This window comes from Clostridium punense (genome assembly GCF_017874425.1).
GTDB classification, from domain to species: Bacteria; Bacillota; Clostridia; order Clostridiales; family Clostridiaceae; genus Clostridium_J; species Clostridium_J punense.
The window spans coordinates 12548-30348 of record NZ_JAGGLL010000019.1 but is presented as its reverse complement, the minus strand read 5'-3'; the positions used below and the strand labels follow the sequence as shown (position 1 = coordinate 30348).

Here is a 17801-nt window from a genome sequence, read left to right as displayed (position 1 = left end):
TTTCATAATGGATTTTTAGTTTTCTAATCTAATTCTAATCTTTCATTAATTTTACCTTAATCTTGCCCTCTTATAATAAGAATATAAGGTTGAGAGAAACCAATAAATTATTTGGAGGAATAAAAGATGACAGTAAGATTAGAAAATATTGATGAGGTAAGAAGAAGAGCTAATGTGAGTTATGAGGAGGCAAAAGCTGCACTAGAAATATGTAATGATGATATAGTTGAAGCTTTAGTATATTTAGAAAGAGAAAAGAAATTTAAGAGTAGTACTCAATATGAAGAAAAACCATCTTTGTGGGACAAATTTAAAGCTCTTGTGAAGAAGGGAAACAACACAACTTTTATGATAAGAAAGAGAGAAAATACGATTTTTAGTATTCCAGTAACAGCAGCAGTTATTATCACAGTTATTGCACCATATTTAACTGTTATAGGATTATTAATTGCTTTCTTTACAGGTCACAGAGTTAAGTTTCAAGGTAAGAATGGAGATTGTGCTGGAGTAAACAGTGTTTTTGATAAGGTAGCAAATACTGTTGATAATGTTAAAAAGGATTTTACAGAGAATAAAACTGTTACACCTGAAAATGGAAATGAGAATAATATCTAATTAAATGACCTACATGGAAAATGTAGGTCATTTCCATATATCCACTACAGTAAATTTAAAGTATAATTATAGGTAAAGATTTTAGGATGAGGATTTAAGTATCTGAAGATAAATAACAATTCAAGGGTGTTAAGGATATTTTGAGCTAGATGAGGATACTGTTATTTATTTTCATGATACCTAATTAAACTGTAGGTGGAGGATTTAAAATGGCTGAGCAAAGAATTTTAATTGTAGAGGATGAAGTTAAAATTGCTCGTTTTGTGGAGTTAGAGCTTAAATATGAGGGGTACTTGGTTGAGCAAGCTCATGATGGTAGAGAAGGACTGGAGAAAGCACTTTCAGGGAACTTTGATTTGATAATTTTGGATATAATGTTACCATCTTTAAATGGTATTGAAGTTTTAAGAAGGTTTAGGCAAAGCTCAGAAGTTCCTGTGATAATGCTTACTGCTAAAGATGATATCATGGATAAGGTTATGGGACTTGATAATGGAGCAGATGATTATGTAACAAAGCCTTTTGCTATTGAAGAGCTCCTTGCTAGAATTAGAGTAGCTTTAAAAAGAAAAAAAGTAGATGAAGCTACCTCAGTAGTATTAAAGTTAGAGAATCTTTCTATTGACTTAGAAAAACATACTGCTGATTATAATAAGGAGTTAATAGATTTAACTAAAAGAGAATTTGACCTATTAGTATATCTTTTAAAGAATAAAAATATTGCACTTTCAAGGGATAAGATTCTTGAAGCTGTTTGGGAGTTTGATTACTTTGGGGATACTAATGTGGTAGATGTGTATATTAGATATTTAAGAAGTAAAATCGATGATAAGTATAACAAGAAGTTCATTCACACCATTAGAGGGGTGGGATATATGTTAAAGTATGAAGAAAAATAATGAATTAAAGATCTTAATTAAAGATGCAGTTTTAGGAGTTTTTAAAATATTAATGAATATAATAGCACTTCTACCAAAGTTATTGGTAAAGGGATTTGAATATATAAATGATAGGCTTCGGTTTTCCATAAGCTTTAAAATCACAACTTTTTATGTTTTTATTTTTTCTACTTTGTTAATTCTTTCAAATGCCATGGTGGTAGGTGGATTTTTATATTTTATTCACGAACAAGCAAGTAATATAGCCGCTGATGGGAGCAAGGTTTACATTAGTTTCGTGCAAAATACTGTTGAAGTAAGTCAGTATATTGGTATTATTCTCGCCATTACTATAGTATCAAATATAGTTTTGTTACTAATCTTAATACCAATTGGAGGAAGGGTTAGTAAAAAATTATTGCTTCCAGTTAAGAGCATGAATGATACTATAAAAAGCATTTCGGGAGAAGATCTAAATACTAGACTTAATGTTAAAGGCTCAAAGGATGAATTAAAGGATTTAGCTAAAACCTTTAATGATATGTTAGATAGGCTTCAAAGAACCTATGAAGCTCAAAATCAGTTTGTATCAGATGCATCTCATGAGCTAAGGACTCCAATTGCTGTAATTCAGGGATATGCAAATCTATTAGATAGATGGGGAAAGGAAGATAAAGAAGTTCTAGATGAGGCCATCGGTGCTATAAAATCCGAGGCTGAAGCTATGAAAACCTTGGTTGAGCAATTGCTATTTCTAGCTAGAAGTGATAAGCATACTCAAAAGGTTGAGATGATAGACCTTAACATGAATGAATTAATAGGAGATGTAGTTAAAGAAACAAAGTTAATTGCTCCAAATCACGAAATTTTAAATATGTATAACGAAGAAGTGATTATAAGCGGTGATAGAAACTTATTAAAAGAAGCTTTAAGAGTATTTATAGATAACAGTATAAAATACACAGAAGAGCAGGGAATTATTAAAATAAATTCCTATGTTAAAAATAATAAGTTAGTATTAGAAGTTGAGGATACAGGAGCTGGTATAGCAAAGGAGGATTTACCACATGTCTTTGATAGATTTTATCGTGCGGATAAATCTAGAACTAAAGAAAGTGGAGGAACAGGCCTTGGATTATCCATTGCTAAGTGGATTATCTTAACCCATAAGGGGAATATTGAAGTTCAAAGCAAAGTTGGAAAGGGTACAAAGATAACAATACTACTTCCATTAAAGGAGCAGAGTTCTCATGTAGTATAACTTTCATGGATAAAAACACTTATCAAAATTCATACTATAACTGATGAAAATATCATGTTAAAAAAGCGATAAAAAGTTATTGTATGGAAGGAGAGTTACTATGGAAAATGTGCATTATAATGTTTCAGGTATGGCAAATTCGCAAAGCAAAACACAGCTTCACAATGCTTTAGAAAAAGTACAAGGAGTTCAACAAATTGCTATAGACCTTTCTAGAGGAACTGTTGAGGTTGAATACAATTCACCAGCAAGTCCAGAGCAAATTAAAACTTGTATTGAGAATACAGGATATTCTATTCAGTAATAATTTATGATTACTAAGAACCATACAGCAATATTTAAAGCTGTATGGTTTTTAGTATATAATAAAGCTTTATTTTATATGTTTATTGACTAAACTTATTCAGCACGATTTTTAAATCATAAATAAGCATATAACTTTATTTATTATAGAAAATAATCCATGGTATAATTAGATGCGGAAAACATACTAGGTTCATAGAATATAGTAAGCATTATACTAAAGAAAAATAGGTTATTTTAGTTACTAGAAATAAAATAATAAGTTATAAGATTGTGAAATTAAGATTTGGAACTTTAAAATCTTTGGAATCAAAATCTACTTTTAGATTTAAAAGGAGGGCTGTTATGAGAATTTATCATATTATCATTTCACTCTTAATTGGATATTGTTTTGGGTTAGTTCATCCAGCTTATACCCTTGGGAAAATGGCAAAAGGTATAGACATAAGAAGTGGAGGATCAAATAATTCAGGAGCTTCAAATGCTACTATTATGCTAGGTTGGAAATATGGAGCTATTACAGCCCTTATTGATATTTTAAAAGGGACTTTAGCAATATTATTTGGAAGATACTTTTTACAGTATAATGACATACTGTTATTTATAATTGGAATAGGGGTAATTATTGGCCATGATTTTCCTTTTTATATGAACTTTAAAGGTGGTAAGGGAACGGCTTCTTTTATCGGTATATTTTTAGGACTTAACCCCACATTTGGTCTTATACTAGGAGTAACTATTATTTTAACTACAATAATTACAGATTATATAGCTCTTGGAACCATAGTTACGTATATAGTTGCTACAATTATTACATTCTTTAATTACCCTATGGTTTGCACAACTATGGTTTTTATTCTTACTTTACTAACTATAAGTAAGCACTGGAACAATGTAATTAAAATTAAAAATAAAACTGAGATTGGATTAAGATCAACTTTAAAGAGGAAAAAGTAGAGTAGATTTCAATTATAATTTGAAAGCCAAGTATAATAGAAAAATATTTTTCTATTATACTTGGCTTACTTAGTATCAAGCAATAAATATTTATCCTTTCATATCCCTAGTATATGAAAATAATTCACGAGTTAATTAGGTTTTTCATAGTCATATTGGTATTATTAAGAACAGTGGTATATAATAATAATTAAAGCTTGTAAGTATTACTACTCTAAGCTAGTTATATATATAAATAAGGGAAATATTAAAACATACATAGGAATTCTACATAAAGGGAGTTGTTAATTTGAGTAAAGTATTTTTTATTAAAAATTCAGAGTCTGATTATGAAAAGCTTGGAAAAGAGGCTTTAGAACTATTAAAAACAGTAGTATCAGAAACTGGACATAAGTTTGAAAAAGAAGTACCTATAAAGGTTCACTTTGGTGAAAAAGGAAACAAAACCTTTATTCCAGCTAAATGCTATGATGAAACCATAAATTATCTAAAAGAAAATGGCGTAGATCCATCTTACATCGAAACTAATGTGCTATATAGAGGCTCAAGAACTACTACGGATCTTCATATTGCAACAGCAAAAGCACATGGTTTCACGCAAATTCCTATTATAATTGCAGATGGAGATATTGGAACAGACTATGACGAAGTAGAAATAAATAAAGAGTATGTAAGTAAGTGTAAAATTGGTAAAGGTTATGGAAAGTACAAACAATTTATTGTTATGAGCCATTTCAAAGGACATGCAGAAGCTGGATTTGGAGGGGCATTAAAACAGCTTGCTATGGGATTTGCTGCGAGAGGTGGAAAGTTAGAGCAGCACTCTGGTATATCTCCTCAGGTGGATGCTGAGAGATGTATCACTTGTGGTATTTGTGTGAATAAATGTAACTTTAATGCCATTGAAACTTCGGATGTAGCAGTAATTGATGAGAATAAGTGTATTGGTTGTGCAGGGTGTATTGCTGTATGTCCTCAAGGAGCAATTGAAAACACTTGGGGAGGCTCTCATTTTTTTGAGAAGCTTTCAGAGTATGCTTATGGAGCAGCAAAGGATAAGGACATCATATACATTACCTTTGTTCATAATATTACTAAAGAGTGTGATTGTGCTGGTACAGCTATGAAGCCAATCGCAGCTAATATTGGTATTCTTGCTGGAAAAGACCCTGTAGCTTTAGATACAGCATGCTTAGACTTAATTCAAAAAAATAGCGGACAAAAGCTTTTTGAAAAGGGCAGAAATTCCCTTAGTCACGCAGAAAAAATAGGATTAGGAACAACTAATTACGAACTTATAGAAATTAACAATATATAAATTAAAGCAATATAAATAACGTTTGCAAAATTGCAAGCGTTATTTTTATTGCTTTAAAGTTTTATAACATAATAATCAAAAAAACATAACTAGATTTCCTTTAATTTTAATAGAGGGATAAGTAAATAATAATTATTGACTAATAGATATAAACATTTATAATAGAAAATATATGCATAGAAAATATTCGTATACGAAATATTATTATAGAAAATACTTTATGGGATATTATCTATAGGATATTAGAGTTAAGACATAACTTATACATAAAATTTATTCTGATTACTCTAAGCCTTTTAAGGGCGGATAAAATAAAATCTATCATATAGGCCTATAGTATATGTATATGTATATGACTACTTATAAATTTTTACAATAGGATAGGAGGATTTGTGTAATGAAGGAAAGCAATGGCCAAGCTATTTCCAAGCTTCTAAGGGATATAAATTCATTAGTTCAAGATAACTTTAAAGAATATTTTTGTGAAATAGGATTAACTCCACCTCAGATAATGGTAGCAGGGGTACTTTGTAATAATAAATCTATGAAAATCAGTGAAATAAGTGAAAAGATTAATTTATCAAACAGCACAGTATCAGGTATTGTTGATAGATTAGAGAAAATTGAGGCCGTGAGAAGAATTAGAGATGAAAAGGATAGAAGAGTAGTTAGGGTTGAACTTACAGAGGAATTTGGGAAAATAAATGTAGATTTTCAAGATAAAATAAAGAATTACTTTGAGGAGCTTTTAAAGGATTGTAGTGAGGAAAATTCAAAAAAAATAATTGATGGCTTAGAAACACTGAAGGAAGTATTAGAAGGTAATAGTACAATAAATTAAGTGAGGGGAATTTTAAAATGAAGAAAAAAGGTTTAGTAATAACGGTTGTTATAATTTTGATTGCTATTATATTTGGAGTAGCAGCTTTTAACTCAAAAGGAAATAAAGGAAAACAAGTTAATTTACATAAGGTTCAAAGAGGAGAGTTAAACTCATACTTATCCACATCAGGTACAGTAAAATCTAAAAATGTTAAGGAATACTTCGGAAGTGGACTTAAAATTGATAAAGTAAATGTGAAAGTTGGAGATGCTGTTAAAAAAGGTGATGTTCTTGTAACTTACGACACATCTGATTTAAATGTTCAGCTTAAACAAGCAGAAATTCAATATAGCAATGCTCAGTTGCAAAAACAAGATGCTGTTAATCAAAATAAGAGTTTAGAGGATAAAAAAACAGAACTTGATAAAAAAATAAAGGAACTAGAAGAAAGTACAAATCCTCAGGATAAGGTTCAAGTTCCAACTTTAAAACAACAAAGAGATGCAATGCAAAGTATGTCCTCTGAAAAGGTGAAGCAGTTAGATAATTCAATAGCTCTAGCAAAGACTTCTTTAGATGCAGTACAAAGCAAGTATGATGCAGTTAAAGATGGAATAGTGGCAGAGTTTGATGGTGTAATTACCTCTTTAGCTGGAACAGTAGGCGCTATGTCTACTCCAAATATGGCAGTAGTAACTCTTCAAGATTTAAACAGTCTTAAATTAACTATTTCACTAAATAAATTCGATACTGAAAAAGTTAAGGTAGGACAAAATGCTGAAGTGAAAAATAATAATAAAGTCTACAAAGGTCAGGTTGATTTCATTAGCCCATCTGCTAGCAAGCAAGGTAACGCGGCAATGGTGGCTACTGGAGGAAGTAGTGAAGGGAATTTAAGCGCAGACATTGATGTACTAGAAGCTGCGCCAGAGTTAAAAGTAGACTTTGACACAGATGTAAATATATTAACTGGAACTGTGGCAGATGCACTTAAAATTCCAGTTGAAACATTAGTTACCGAAAAGGATGGAAAAAACTTTGTGTTTGTAATTGAAAATGGGTTAGCAAAGAAAAAAGAAGTAAAGGTTGGACTTCAATCAGATACAGAAATTGAAGTAGTTGAAGGTTTAGAGGAAAATCAAGCTATAATTTTAAATACCACGGATTTAAAAGATGGAGATAAGGTTATAGAAAGCAAGAAGGAGGAATAGTTATGGTTGAAGTTAAGGACCTGGTAAAGATCTATTCCACTGGTGAACTAAAGTTTACAGCTTTAAGAAGTGTTAGCCTTAGAATTGAGCAAGGAGAATTTACATCCATCATGGGACCTTCAGGATCAGGAAAATCTACTCTTATGAATATTCTAGGATGCTTAGACAAATTAGATGGTGGAAAATATTTGTTAAACAATAAGGATATATCCAAAATGAAGGATGATGAACTGGCCCATATAAGAAATAAGGAAATTGGCTTTGTTTTTCAAGCTTTTAATCTTCTCCCAAGAATGACTATTCTTGAAAACGTAGAACTTCCAATGACTTATGCAGGAGTATCACCAAAAGAGAGAAGAGAAAAGGCTCTTCTTGCTTTAAAGAGAGTTGGCCTTGAAGATAGGGTTAAACATAAACCAAATGAAATTTCAGGTGGACAAAAGCAAAGGGTTGCTATTGCTAGAGCTATAGTTAACAATCCTTCTGTTATTATGGCTGATGAACCAACAGGAAACTTAGATTCTAAATCCACTGAAGAAATTTTAAGGATATTTCAAGGGTTAAATAATGAAGGAGCTACTATCATTATGGTTACTCATGAGCCAGATGTAGCTCAATATACTAAGAGAATTGTACGTTTTCGGGATGGGGAAATAGTTTCTGATGAAGATGTAAAAAATAGAATTCTGCTGTAGGAGGAGGATACCATGAATATTATAGAAAACTTTAAGATGGCACTAGACAGTATTATTGCAAATAAAATGAGATCCTTTCTTACAATGCTAGGGATTATTATAGGAATTAGCTCAGTTATAGCTATTGTATCTCTTGGCGAGGGAGGACAAAAAACTATAACTAGTGAGTTTGAGAAAATAGGTTCTTCTAGTGTTACTATTAGTGTGAGAACTGCAAATGCTAGTACTAGTGATTATATTACGGAAGAAGATGTAAGTCAGATTAAAGAAAGACTTCCTATGGTAAAGTATGCTACACCTGTACTTCAAAAGAGAGGTAGCATAGTTTCAGAGAAAGCATCAAAATCTGTTGTATTAATTGGTGGAAGTGAGGATTTAAAACATCTTCAAAATATTGAGATGCTCTATGGAAGGTATTATAATGCCAGTGAAACTTTAGAAGGAAAAGCAGTAGCTATAATTGATCAAGTTTCTGCAAAAGCTTTATTTGGGTATGAGGATGCAGTAGGTAAAGTTGTAACAGTTGGTCCTAAAACTGCTTCGAAAAAGGCTACAATCATTGGAATTAGTAAAAGTCAATTTGATACCTTTGGTATGAGTGATGAAAATATGCCTGTGATGGCTTATGTGCCAACACGGTTTGTAATGCAACTATTTCCAAATGATACTTTAATTAGTAGCGTTATGATAACTTCAGATGATAAAAAAAATATAGAAGCTGCAGGAATTACTACCATAAAGCTATTAGAAAATAGACATGGAAATAGAGAAAGAGAAGTATATAAAGCAGAGAATGTTTTAAAGCAGCTTGATCAAGTTAATAAAGTGCTTGGAATCTTTACAGCTTTTATTGGGGCAGTGGCAGCCATATCTTTAATTGTTGGGGGTATAGGGGTTATGAATATAATGCTGGTTTCTGTTACAGAACGTACAAGAGAAATTGGAATTAGAAAAGCTATTGGAGCTACTACTAAAACCATTCTTCTTCAATTCCTAACAGAGTCAGTAATTATAACTCTTATTGGAGGAATAATTGGGATGATACTAGGCATAATCTTAGCTTATGGCCTTGGAAAATTTGCAAATATTACCCCAGTAGTATCACCTGGAGTAATTATTGGAACCATAATTTTCTCCTCAGCAGTAGGAATATTCTTTGGAATTTATCCAGCTAAGAAAGCAGCAGATCTAGATCCTATAGAAGCCTTAAGATATGAGTAGTAAAACACTATAATGGAATAAACATTAAGATAGAGACTCTGAATTTAATTTTTTAATAAAGTTAATTTAGGGTCTTTTATATAATTTAGAACATTGAATAACTAATGTTAATTGGTGACATAGATATTAATCATAATTGATTAGCTTACATAGAATATAATTTATCAATGAATTCAAAACCATATATTAGATATTAAAATAGTTATTTACATATATGTATCAAAGTAGTACAATATCTTTGTAAGCAAAACTTGTGTGCCATTAGCTCAGTTGGTAGAGCACTTGACTCTTAATCAAGGGGTCCAGGGTTCGAGCCCCTGATGGCGCACCACATATTTGTGTCATTAGCTCAGTTGGCAGAGCACTTGACTCTTAATCAAGGGGTCCAGGGTTCGAACCCCTGATGACGCACCAAAACCTTAAAGTTTTTTATGAGACTTTAAGGTTTTTTGTTATATAAAAAACTAAGAGTTGTGGATTTGAAATCACAGTAAAAACCTAGTTTTATAGGGCTTCAGCCTACGTGTCAATACAGGTAGCTGAAGCTTTATTAAATGGTGGATAACATACTATTTTATTATTTAAAAAGCCACTTTTAACAATTAAGAATAAATATAAATCTCCAAATTACTCAGGAAAGTTTTTGATTAGTTATTTTAAATATGTCAATAATCAATAATGTGTAAACATACATAACTATGTTGCTAAATTGAGCACAGAAATAATTTAATAGGTATTAATTTTAATGAAAATATTAATTTAGCATTAACCTAATATATTAAATAATCTATGAAGAAATTTAGGAGGAACATATGAGAGTACCTAATCACATTGGAATAATCCCAGATGGAAATAGAAGATGGGCAGAAAATAAAGGATTTGGAAGAGAAAAAGGTTATGTTGCAGGAATTGACCCAGGGCTAGTTCTTTTTAAGCTATGTCAAAGTGTTGGGGTAAAAGAAGTAACCTATTATGGCTTTACTGTTGATAATACTAAAAGACCTACTGAGCAAAGAGAAGCCTTCACAGAAGCTTGCATTAATGCGGTTAGGATTCTTGCAAATGAGGATGCAGAATTACTGGTTATAGGGAATACAAAGTCGCCTATGTTCCCAGAAGAACTACTTCCTTATACCACTAGAAGAGTTTTTGGAAAAGGTGGTATTAGGGTAAATTTTCTAGTTAATTATAGCTGGAAATGGGACTTGGATGAACTTAAAAAGTCTACTTCTAAAAGTAATAATATTGCTAATCAAATTCAATCCAATGATATTTCAAGAGTAGACTTAATAATTCGTTGGGGTGGGAGAAGAAGATTAAGTGGGTTCCTTCCTGTTCAATCCATTTACTCAGATTTTTATGTCATAGATGAATATTGGCCAGACTTTAAACCACAGCATTTTTATGATGCTTTAAACTGGTACAATGAACAAGACATAACCCTTGGAGGTTAGACTAAAAAACTAGTGAATTTAGATAAAATCACTGCTTTTAAGTTAGAGTTAAGAGATTAGGAAAAAAGTAAGTACTTTCTAAAACTGCCAAGTAATAAATAATATTTAGATACATATAATAATATTGCGGTAATTTTTAGTCTAAAGGAGATAAAAAGTATGAATACAATTATGGCTATGAGTGGAAGAGAATATGTAAGCAAAGTATTAAGCAACCTAGAGCGTGATAATCCTCTTGAAAAGGAGTTTCATCAAGCGGCAAAAGAGATATTAGAATCTTTAGTATGTATTTTAGATAAGCATCCTGAATACATGAAGTTAGGCATTCTTGAAAGAATAGTTGAACCTGAAAGAGTGTTTATGTTTAGAGTTCCATGGGTTGACGACAATGGTATTGTAAGAGTAAATAGGGGTTATAGAGTCCAATTTAATAGTGCCATAGGACCTTATAAGGGAGGGCTAAGATTCCACCCATCAGTTAACTTAAGCATAATTAAATTCCTGGGCTTTGAGCAAATATTTAAAAATTCTCTAACTGGACTTCCTATAGGTGGAGGAAAAGGTGGAGCAAACTTTGATCCTAAAGGAAAATCAGATTGGGAAATAATGAGATTTTGCCAGGCCTTCATGGCAGAATTATATAAATATATTGGAGTAGACATGGACGTTCCAGCTGGAGATATTGGAGTTGGCGGAAGAGAAATTGGATACATGTATGGACAGTATAAAAAGCTTACAAGACAATATGAACCAGGAGTTTTAACTGGAAAGGGCTTAACCTTTGGAGGAAGCCTTGCAAGAAAAGAAGCTACTGGTTATGGCTTAGTTTATTTTGTAAAAGAAATGTTAAAGAGCAATAAAATGTCCTTTGATGGTCAAAAGGTTATTGTATCTGGATCGGGGAACGTTGCAATTTATGCTATGGAAAAAGCTACAGAGCTAGGTGGTAAGGTCATAGCATGTAGCGATTCTAATGGATATGTTTATGATAAAAATGGAATTAATCTTCAAACTGTTAAGAGGATTAAAGAAGTAGAAAGAAAGAGAATTAGTGAATATGTAAAGGAACATCCAGAAGCAGAGTATCATGAAAATATGAAAGACATATGGAATATCCCTTGTGATATAGCGCTTCCTTGTGCAACTCAAAATGAAATTGATATAAACTCTGCTAAGGCTCTTATAAAAAATGGAGTTAAGGCCGTTGGAGAAGGCGCTAATATGCCATCTACATTAGAAGCAATTGATGCATTCCTTGAAAATAAAGTATTATTTGCACCAGCAAAAGCAAGTAATGCTGGTGGAGTTGGAGTATCAGCCCTTGAAATGTCACAAAATAGTATGAGAATGGCTTGGACATTTGAAGAAGTAGATGAAAAGTTAAAAGGAATAATGAAAAATATCTACGAAAAGAGCATTATATCCGCAGAAGATTGTGGATGCCCAGGAAATCTAGTAGTTGGAGCGAACATTGCAGGTTTTGTGAAAGTTGCTGATGCTATGATAGGGCAAGGTGTAGTATAGGGAAAAATATATAAAAACAAGTAAGAACACTTTAGCAGCTTGTATTAATTACTGACCTCTAATCTTCTTTAGATTAGAGGTCAATTTCTATTATTCTTTAAAATTACTAAAAATAATTCATACTTTTCTTTATACAATCTACATGTATATAAATTCTGAAAGTTAAGGATGTTTTCTAATGGATTATGATAAATAATGTATATTTAACCATAAAATCATATAATACTTTAAAGAGCAAGAAATATTAAAATATTTCATTTTTATGAACTTTTCAAGAATTATTCCAATTATAACAAAATTCTGGTATTATAGTAAAGGTTGATAATTTTTTGACATGGTTGGGAGAGAGCATAATGAGAAGTATTAAAAAGAATAAAAATGAAAGTAGTAAGATTTTTAAAGTAAATGAGATTTTTAAGTTTAATAAAATCTCTAATGTTGCAAAAAATTTAAAAGCAAAATCCATTTTTAGGTCAAGGTATGGTGTAAAGCTGGTATCAATGTTAATATGCTTAACATTAATACCAGTTATAGCTATAGGAACACTTTCTTATAAAAATACTAAAAAATCAATGAGGGATAGGTTCGAAGTATCCTCAAATCAAACATTACAGGAAATTAGCAGGGGGTTGGACAATTATTTTACATCATTCAAAACACAGTTAAATATATTGTCAACTAATACAAATGTAGTTGAAATGAATGGTAAAATAGGTAACCCGAATTATGAAAAGTTTTTAATGGACTTATTTAGAGGCTTTAGAGATAATAATACAGACATAACCTATGTATATTTCACAAGCATTAGTAAAAAGACGTACATATATCCACAAACTGATTTAGGAAATATTGATTTAACTGAAAGACCTTGGTTTACGGAGGCTGTCAAAAATAGAGGAAAAGTAATTATAAATGAGTTTTATAAAAATCCTCAAAATGGTGATGCTACAGTAACTCTTGCAAAGACTGTTGAATATCAGGGAGAGGTAGTAGGGGTTGTTGCCATTGATTTAGATATGAACAAGGTTTCTAAGAGACTATCAAACATAAAATTAGGGGAAAATGGATATGTAATGATAGCTGAATCTAATGGAACAATAATATCTCATGCTGATGGAACTTTAATTGGAACTGATACCGCTTCGAAGTTAAGTGTATGGGATAGTATAAAGAACAATGAAAGTGGTTTTAATGAATACGATTATGAAGGGGCTTCGAAATTTAGTGTACATTTTACAAGTCCAGAAAGTAAATGGAAGATTGTTGGAGTTGTTGAACAAGAAGAATTGATGAAAGATGTTAGAAATATAGGAAAAGCTGTACTGATGTGGGGATTAATTAGCTGTATTATCTCAACTATAATATCAGGATTTTTGGCTAAGAAAATAATTGAATACATTTTTAAATTAGATTATGCATTTGCAAAAGCATCAGAAGGCGATTTGACAGCAAAGGTACATATTAAGTCAAAGGATGAATTTGAAGACTTAGGTAATAGTTTTAATACCATGATAAAAGGTATTAGTGAGCTTATGTTTAAGGCTACAGAGGTGTCGGATGAGGTTATTACAGCTGCTGAGAATATTTCAGTGATGAGTACACAAACGAATGGGGCCATAAGTGAAGTTTCAGCTGCAATTGATGCACTAGCTATAGGTGCTTCAAGTCAAACTCAAGACATAGGACAAGGGGTGCAAAACTTTGAAGAGCTAGGATATGAAATAGAAAATATAGATAACTTAACAAATAATATGATTAAAATTTCTCAAGATACAAATGAGATTAGTAAAAAAGGTCTAGAAATAGTGGACATGTTACTTGTTAAAGCTGATAAGACTAGTGAGACTACTTCTCATGTAGCTAATGTAGTATCAGATATGAACAAAACTACAGGTGAAATAGGATTAATAACTGAAACCATAAATAGCATTTCAGAGCAAACAAATCTCTTAGCACTTAATGCAGCTATTGAAGCAGCAAGAGCTGGAGAGGCGGGTAGAGGGTTTGCTGTAGTAGCTGAAGAAGTTAGAAAGTTAGCAGAACAATCTTCAGAGGCTACAAAGAGAATACAGGGACTTATTAGTGAAATAAGCGGGAAGTCTAGAGCAGCAGTAAATGCAATAGAAGATGCAAAAGAAATTGTAAAAGAGCAAAATGTAGTTGTAGAAGATACTAAAGAGATATTTAATACAGTAATAGACTCTGTAGATAAGTTAATTGATGAAATTAAGGTTATAGGCGATTCAGCAGAACAAACTAGAGACAAGAAAGATAGCATAATTTCTATAATGCAAAGTATATCAGCTGTATCAGAAGAATCAACTGCTAGTACAGAGGAAGTTTCTGCATCAACTGAAGAAATTACAGCTACTATAAATGAGTTTATGAGTAGTTCAAATAATCTAAAAGAAATTTCACTGAAGTTAAAAGAAGAATTAAGTAAATTTACTTTGGGTGAGTAAAACTAAAACCTAGTAAGCAAAGGCTTGCTAGGTTTTCTTATATATTGGCGATTTCAAAGCTTTTTAGAAGAGGAGTTTTATAGATAGAAATAAGCATAAGAAGAATATATAATTCAGTTAAAGATATTATTTAATCCAAAGATATAAAAAACTTTAGCCTTTTAAAAATAAATAATTTTAAGCAGTTTATATTAAACAGAATGCAAAACAGAATTAGGCATATTTATGAAGCATCATTATTGCATTATAAATATTTACAAGTAACGTGATTTTTGATGTGATTTATAGACACTAGACAGCAATTTTAACATATAAAAATAGAAGGATTAAACAACAAACAATTAATTGAAAATTTGTACAATATTTTTCATTTACGTTATATAATTGTATTAATAAGCATTTGTGTAAGTATAAAGGGGGAGAAAATGAATAAGGAATTTTATGTGGGGTGGGGAACTCTAGCATTAATTAACGCAGGGTTAGCTCAGGGTAAAAATAGGTCTGGATTCAATTGGTTTCTTTTATCATTATTTTTGGGGCCTTTAGCCACCTTTTGTCTCGTAATTTCAGATAAAAAGTAACAGTTTTTAGTTATAGGTAATGGTTACATGGAGGGATATGGGGGAGATGTATGTATTTTAGAGAAAAAAAGCCTATAAAAAGGTCAAAAATAAGATTGTTTTTAGGGAAAGAGTATTATACACTGAAAAAATATAAGGAATGGTATTTTAGCGGAAAAGTTTATACTAAACATATATCCAAAGAGTTAAGGACTTATGTGATATTTACTTACGATACACCAACCTTAAGAAAATTAAAGGATGTGGACATGGAGCTTCAACATAATAAGGTTACAAACTTAAAGTTAGCCACAGATAGGATAAGTGGAATTATTATTAAGCCAGGAGAAACCTTTTCTTACTGGAAACTTATTGGTAAACCTACCTATAAAAAGGGATATTTAGATGGGGTAATACTATGTCCTAATGGAACATTTACTTCAGGTGTAGGTGGAGGGCTCTGTCAACTCTCTAACTTAATTTATTGGATGACTCTTCATACACCTCTTAAGGTTACAGAAAGGTATAGACATAGTCATGATGTGTTCCCAGACTCTAATAGAACTCAGCCCTTTGGAACAGGGGCAACCTGCTCTTACAATTATTTAGATCTCGAAATATATAATGGAACAAGCAGTGAGTATCAGCTAATTGTGGAAGTAAAAGGTGAGAAGCTTTTAGGACAGTGGAGGAGTAGTGAACCTTGTAAGTATAAATATGAGGTTTATGAGAAAGAACATGCTATAACAACTGGATTGTTTGGTGGCTATATAAGAAATAATATTATATTTAGGAAGGTTTTAAATATGTATGATGAACTTGTAGATGATGAGTATATTACAGAAAATCATGCTTATATGACTTACAGCCCCTTCTTAAGTAGCTGAAAATTAAATGGATTAATAAAAACACCCTATAAGCAGAATCTGAAAACATCTGTCTTTAGGGTGTTTTCATTTTAGTAAAAATTTAAAGATGGCAAAGTAATTTGTACTTATTAGAATTCAATTAGGTAATCAATAAGGTTTAAAGTATCATTGATTATAGTTAAAAAGAAAGGTTATAAACGAATAAAAAATGAATATTGAAGAAAAGTTAGTTGTTAAATGAGATACGATTTAGTTTAGTAGCAGCACATTTATCTATTTCAGCAATAGTATCCTTGTATTTTTGAGATACATCTGAGCAGTGGTCTAAAAGAGTATCTATTATATAATCAATATTAGCATCAGTAATTTGCTTTCCTTCAATGCCTTCAAAATTAATTATATTTTCATCACTTAAATTATCATAGATCAAGTCTGAAACAGGGGATTTAGTAACGGTAGGTCCTTCCAAGCAATTATTAGAGTAGTATAACATATTATCTATTACTAAAAACTCTCCGAAAGAATATTCTTTTGTACCACAATCTAAGGTATTATCGTCAGTACATGGGTATTGTGTATGCTCAACGTGCTTTATATCTAACACGTTAGTATAATCTTTTCTCGTTAATACTGAACGAACTTCTAAATCTGACAGTCTAGTTTTGATAGCCTCAGTAAAAGTTCCTCCAAATTCAGCAATAAATTTTTTAATTGATATGGTTTTTTTTAAGTTATAATTTCGTTGCATTAAGATATGCCCCTTTATTAATTTATTTTCTTAGTAATAACTTAATTATAAATAGTAAACTTATAGAATAGGTAGTACTGTTATAAAAACTCTAACAGAATTAAACTTCTCTAGGAAAATGATCAAAGATAATATTTACAAACTAGGAAGAGTAATTATGAGAAACTATAAGTAAAGAAACTACTAAGAATATTAGCTTTATATGACAGAAAACCACCCTTTTACAGGTGGTAAAACATTTGAAACATACAATATACAAGTCGTAATACTGTTTCCATATTTAATTGTTACACTAAGGCAACTTATATAAAGAGAATGTAAACAAACCATAAAATAATGGGAATTTACATTCTATATATTAGGCATTTTGAAAAAATAAATAAGTCAGTATGTTTGTCTATTTTGAGTTATACTGCGTCAACAAAACCCTTAGATAGCTCTACTATCTGCGGAATTTGCTTCCTGGCCGCACAAGCTTGCTTGTGAACTCAAAATATCCTTCACATCTTTGACTTGTTATTTATTTTCAAATGCCTTAAATGTTGTTAATTACAATTATAATTTAACTACGTTAGTAGCTTGCATTCCTCTAGCGCCTTTTTCAACTTCAAATTGAACTTGTTGACCTTCTTCTAGATTCTTTCTACCATCATTGCCTTGGATAGCTGTGAAGTGAACGAAAACATCATCTTCTCCTTGAACTTCAATAAATCCAAAACCTTTTTCTGAGTTAAACCATTTTACTGTACCAATTTTCATTAAATATCCTCCTAAGTGAAACACAAAGATTATATATTAATTGTGCTTCATGTCAATTAATCAAGTATATCACATTATAAAATAAAAAGCAAACTGATTTTTTTAATTTTTTGAATTTAACATTAAATTTAAAGTTAAATTTA

Annotated in this window: 17 protein-coding genes and 2 tRNA genes; 17 read left to right on the top strand and 2 right to left on the bottom strand. The window is 31.1% G+C overall.

Going from position 1 to position 17801, the window contains the following annotated elements:
- Window positions 1–126: 126 nt before the first annotated feature.
- From J2Z44_RS12540 to J2Z44_RS12460, 17 genes are all read left to right on the top strand, one after another.
- Window positions 127–615 (top strand): DUF4342 domain-containing protein, encoded by a 489-nt coding sequence (locus J2Z44_RS12540; RefSeq protein WP_021283475.1) that lies wholly within the window; start codon window positions 127–129, stop codon window positions 613–615.
- A 209-nt stretch (window positions 616–824) separates the two neighbouring features.
- Window positions 825–1514, top strand: coding sequence for a response regulator transcription factor (locus J2Z44_RS12535; RefSeq protein WP_021283476.1), 690 nt, complete (start codon window positions 825–827; stop codon window positions 1512–1514).
- A complete protein-coding gene (locus J2Z44_RS12530; RefSeq protein WP_021283477.1) occupies window positions 1501–2754 on the top strand; it encodes a sensor histidine kinase in 1254 nt (417 codons plus the stop codon). The genes J2Z44_RS12535 and J2Z44_RS12530 overlap by 14 nt, the downstream gene beginning before the upstream one ends.
- 100 nt (window positions 2755–2854) lie before the next feature.
- Entirely contained in the window at window positions 2855–3058 is a 204-nt protein-coding gene (locus J2Z44_RS12525; RefSeq protein WP_021283478.1) for a heavy-metal-associated domain-containing protein, read from the top strand.
- A gap of 344 nt (window positions 3059–3402) precedes the next feature.
- Window positions 3403–4014: a glycerol-3-phosphate acyltransferase gene (locus J2Z44_RS12520; protein WP_021283479.1), complete on the top strand. Its 612-nt coding sequence runs from the start codon at window positions 3403–3405 to the stop codon at window positions 4012–4014.
- Between the two features lie 289 nt (window positions 4015–4303).
- Window positions 4304–5332: a DUF362 domain-containing protein gene (locus J2Z44_RS12515; protein ID WP_021283480.1), complete on the top strand. Its 1029-nt coding sequence runs from the start codon at window positions 4304–4306 to the stop codon at window positions 5330–5332.
- 397 nt (window positions 5333–5729) lie between these two features.
- Window positions 5730–6173, top strand: a complete 444-nt coding sequence (locus J2Z44_RS12510) for a MarR family winged helix-turn-helix transcriptional regulator (protein ID WP_021283481.1) — start codon at window positions 5730–5732, stop codon at window positions 6171–6173.
- A 17-nt stretch (window positions 6174–6190) separates the two neighbouring features.
- Entirely contained in the window at window positions 6191–7366 is a 1176-nt protein-coding gene (locus tag J2Z44_RS12505) for an efflux RND transporter periplasmic adaptor subunit (protein WP_021283482.1), read from the top strand.
- A 2-nt stretch (window positions 7367–7368) separates the two neighbouring features.
- Window positions 7369–8061, top strand: a complete 693-nt coding sequence (locus J2Z44_RS12500) for an ABC transporter ATP-binding protein (protein WP_021283483.1) — start codon at window positions 7369–7371, stop codon at window positions 8059–8061.
- Between the two features lie 12 nt (window positions 8062–8073).
- Window positions 8074–9282 (top strand): ABC transporter permease, encoded by a 1209-nt coding sequence (locus J2Z44_RS12495; RefSeq protein WP_021283484.1) that lies wholly within the window; start codon window positions 8074–8076, stop codon window positions 9280–9282.
- Between the two features lie 255 nt (window positions 9283–9537).
- Window positions 9538–9613 (top strand) — tRNA-Lys (locus J2Z44_RS12490).
- A 7-nt stretch (window positions 9614–9620) separates the two neighbouring features.
- A tRNA-Lys gene (locus J2Z44_RS12485) sits at window positions 9621–9696 on the top strand.
- 398 nt (window positions 9697–10094) lie between these two features.
- A complete protein-coding gene (locus J2Z44_RS12480) occupies window positions 10095–10736 on the top strand; it encodes an undecaprenyl diphosphate synthase family protein (RefSeq protein ID WP_021283485.1) in 642 nt (213 codons plus the stop codon).
- 177 nt (window positions 10737–10913) lie between these two features.
- A complete protein-coding gene (gene gdhA / locus J2Z44_RS12475) occupies window positions 10914–12260 on the top strand; it encodes an NADP-specific glutamate dehydrogenase (RefSeq protein ID WP_035319500.1) in 1347 nt (448 codons plus the stop codon).
- A gap of 353 nt (window positions 12261–12613) precedes the next feature.
- A complete protein-coding gene (locus J2Z44_RS12470) occupies window positions 12614–14722 on the top strand; it encodes a methyl-accepting chemotaxis protein (protein ID WP_021283487.1) in 2109 nt (702 codons plus the stop codon).
- 425 nt (window positions 14723–15147) lie between these two features.
- Window positions 15148–15303 carry a hypothetical protein gene (locus tag J2Z44_RS12465; RefSeq protein ID WP_021283488.1) on the top strand — a complete coding sequence of 52 codons (156 nt, stop codon included), beginning with the start codon at window positions 15148–15150 and terminating at the stop codon, window positions 15301–15303.
- A gap of 50 nt (window positions 15304–15353) precedes the next feature.
- Window positions 15354–16169, top strand: a complete 816-nt coding sequence (locus J2Z44_RS12460; protein ID WP_021283489.1) for a VanW family protein — start codon at window positions 15354–15356, stop codon at window positions 16167–16169.
- 208 nt (window positions 16170–16377) lie between these two features.
- On the opposite strand, the gene J2Z44_RS12455 is transcribed toward J2Z44_RS12460, so the two are convergent.
- Window positions 16378–16899, bottom strand: coding sequence for a hypothetical protein (locus tag J2Z44_RS12455; RefSeq protein WP_209649614.1), 522 nt, complete (start codon window positions 16897–16899; stop codon window positions 16378–16380).
- Window positions 16900–17454: 555 nt separating this feature from the next.
- Window positions 17455–17658, bottom strand: coding sequence for a cold-shock protein (locus J2Z44_RS12450; RefSeq protein ID WP_021283491.1), 204 nt, complete (start codon window positions 17656–17658; stop codon window positions 17455–17457).
- Window positions 17659–17801: the final 143 nt, after the last annotated feature.

Bases quoted from the DNA above. Each gene is read 5' to 3' on its own strand.
- J2Z44_RS12530 (WP_021283477.1), top strand. From the start codon at position 1,501: ATGAAGAAAAATAATGAATTAAAGATCTTAATTAAAGATGCAGTTTTA.
- J2Z44_RS12470 (WP_021283487.1), top strand. From the start codon at position 12,614: ATGAGAAGTATTAAAAAGAATAAAAATGAAAGTAGTAAGATTTTTAAA.
- J2Z44_RS12525 (WP_021283478.1), top strand. From the start codon at position 2,855: ATGGAAAATGTGCATTATAATGTTTCAGGTATGGCAAATTCGCAAAGC.
- J2Z44_RS12500 (WP_021283483.1), top strand. From the start codon at position 7,369: ATGGTTGAAGTTAAGGACCTGGTAAAGATCTATTCCACTGGTGAACTA.
- J2Z44_RS12505 (WP_021283482.1), top strand. From the start codon at position 6,191: ATGAAGAAAAAAGGTTTAGTAATAACGGTTGTTATAATTTTGATTGCT.
- J2Z44_RS12465 (WP_021283488.1), top strand. From the start codon at position 15,148: ATGAATAAGGAATTTTATGTGGGGTGGGGAACTCTAGCATTAATTAAC.
- J2Z44_RS12510 (WP_021283481.1), top strand. From the start codon at position 5,730: ATGAAGGAAAGCAATGGCCAAGCTATTTCCAAGCTTCTAAGGGATATA.
- J2Z44_RS12450 (WP_021283491.1), bottom strand. From the start codon at position 17,658: ATGAAAATTGGTACAGTAAAATGGTTTAACTCAGAAAAAGGTTTTGGA.
- J2Z44_RS12495 (WP_021283484.1), top strand. From the start codon at position 8,074: ATGAATATTATAGAAAACTTTAAGATGGCACTAGACAGTATTATTGCA.
- J2Z44_RS12540 (WP_021283475.1), top strand. From the start codon at position 127: ATGACAGTAAGATTAGAAAATATTGATGAGGTAAGAAGAAGAGCTAAT.
- J2Z44_RS12520 (WP_021283479.1), top strand. From the start codon at position 3,403: ATGAGAATTTATCATATTATCATTTCACTCTTAATTGGATATTGTTTT.
- J2Z44_RS12460 (WP_021283489.1), top strand. From the start codon at position 15,354: ATGTATTTTAGAGAAAAAAAGCCTATAAAAAGGTCAAAAATAAGATTG.
- J2Z44_RS12535 (WP_021283476.1), top strand. From the start codon at position 825: ATGGCTGAGCAAAGAATTTTAATTGTAGAGGATGAAGTTAAAATTGCT.
- gdhA (WP_035319500.1), top strand. From the start codon at position 10,914: ATGAGTGGAAGAGAATATGTAAGCAAAGTATTAAGCAACCTAGAGCGT.
- J2Z44_RS12480 (WP_021283485.1), top strand. From the start codon at position 10,095: ATGAGAGTACCTAATCACATTGGAATAATCCCAGATGGAAATAGAAGA.
- J2Z44_RS12455 (WP_209649614.1), bottom strand. From the start codon at position 16,899: ATGCAACGAAATTATAACTTAAAAAAAACCATATCAATTAAAAAATTT.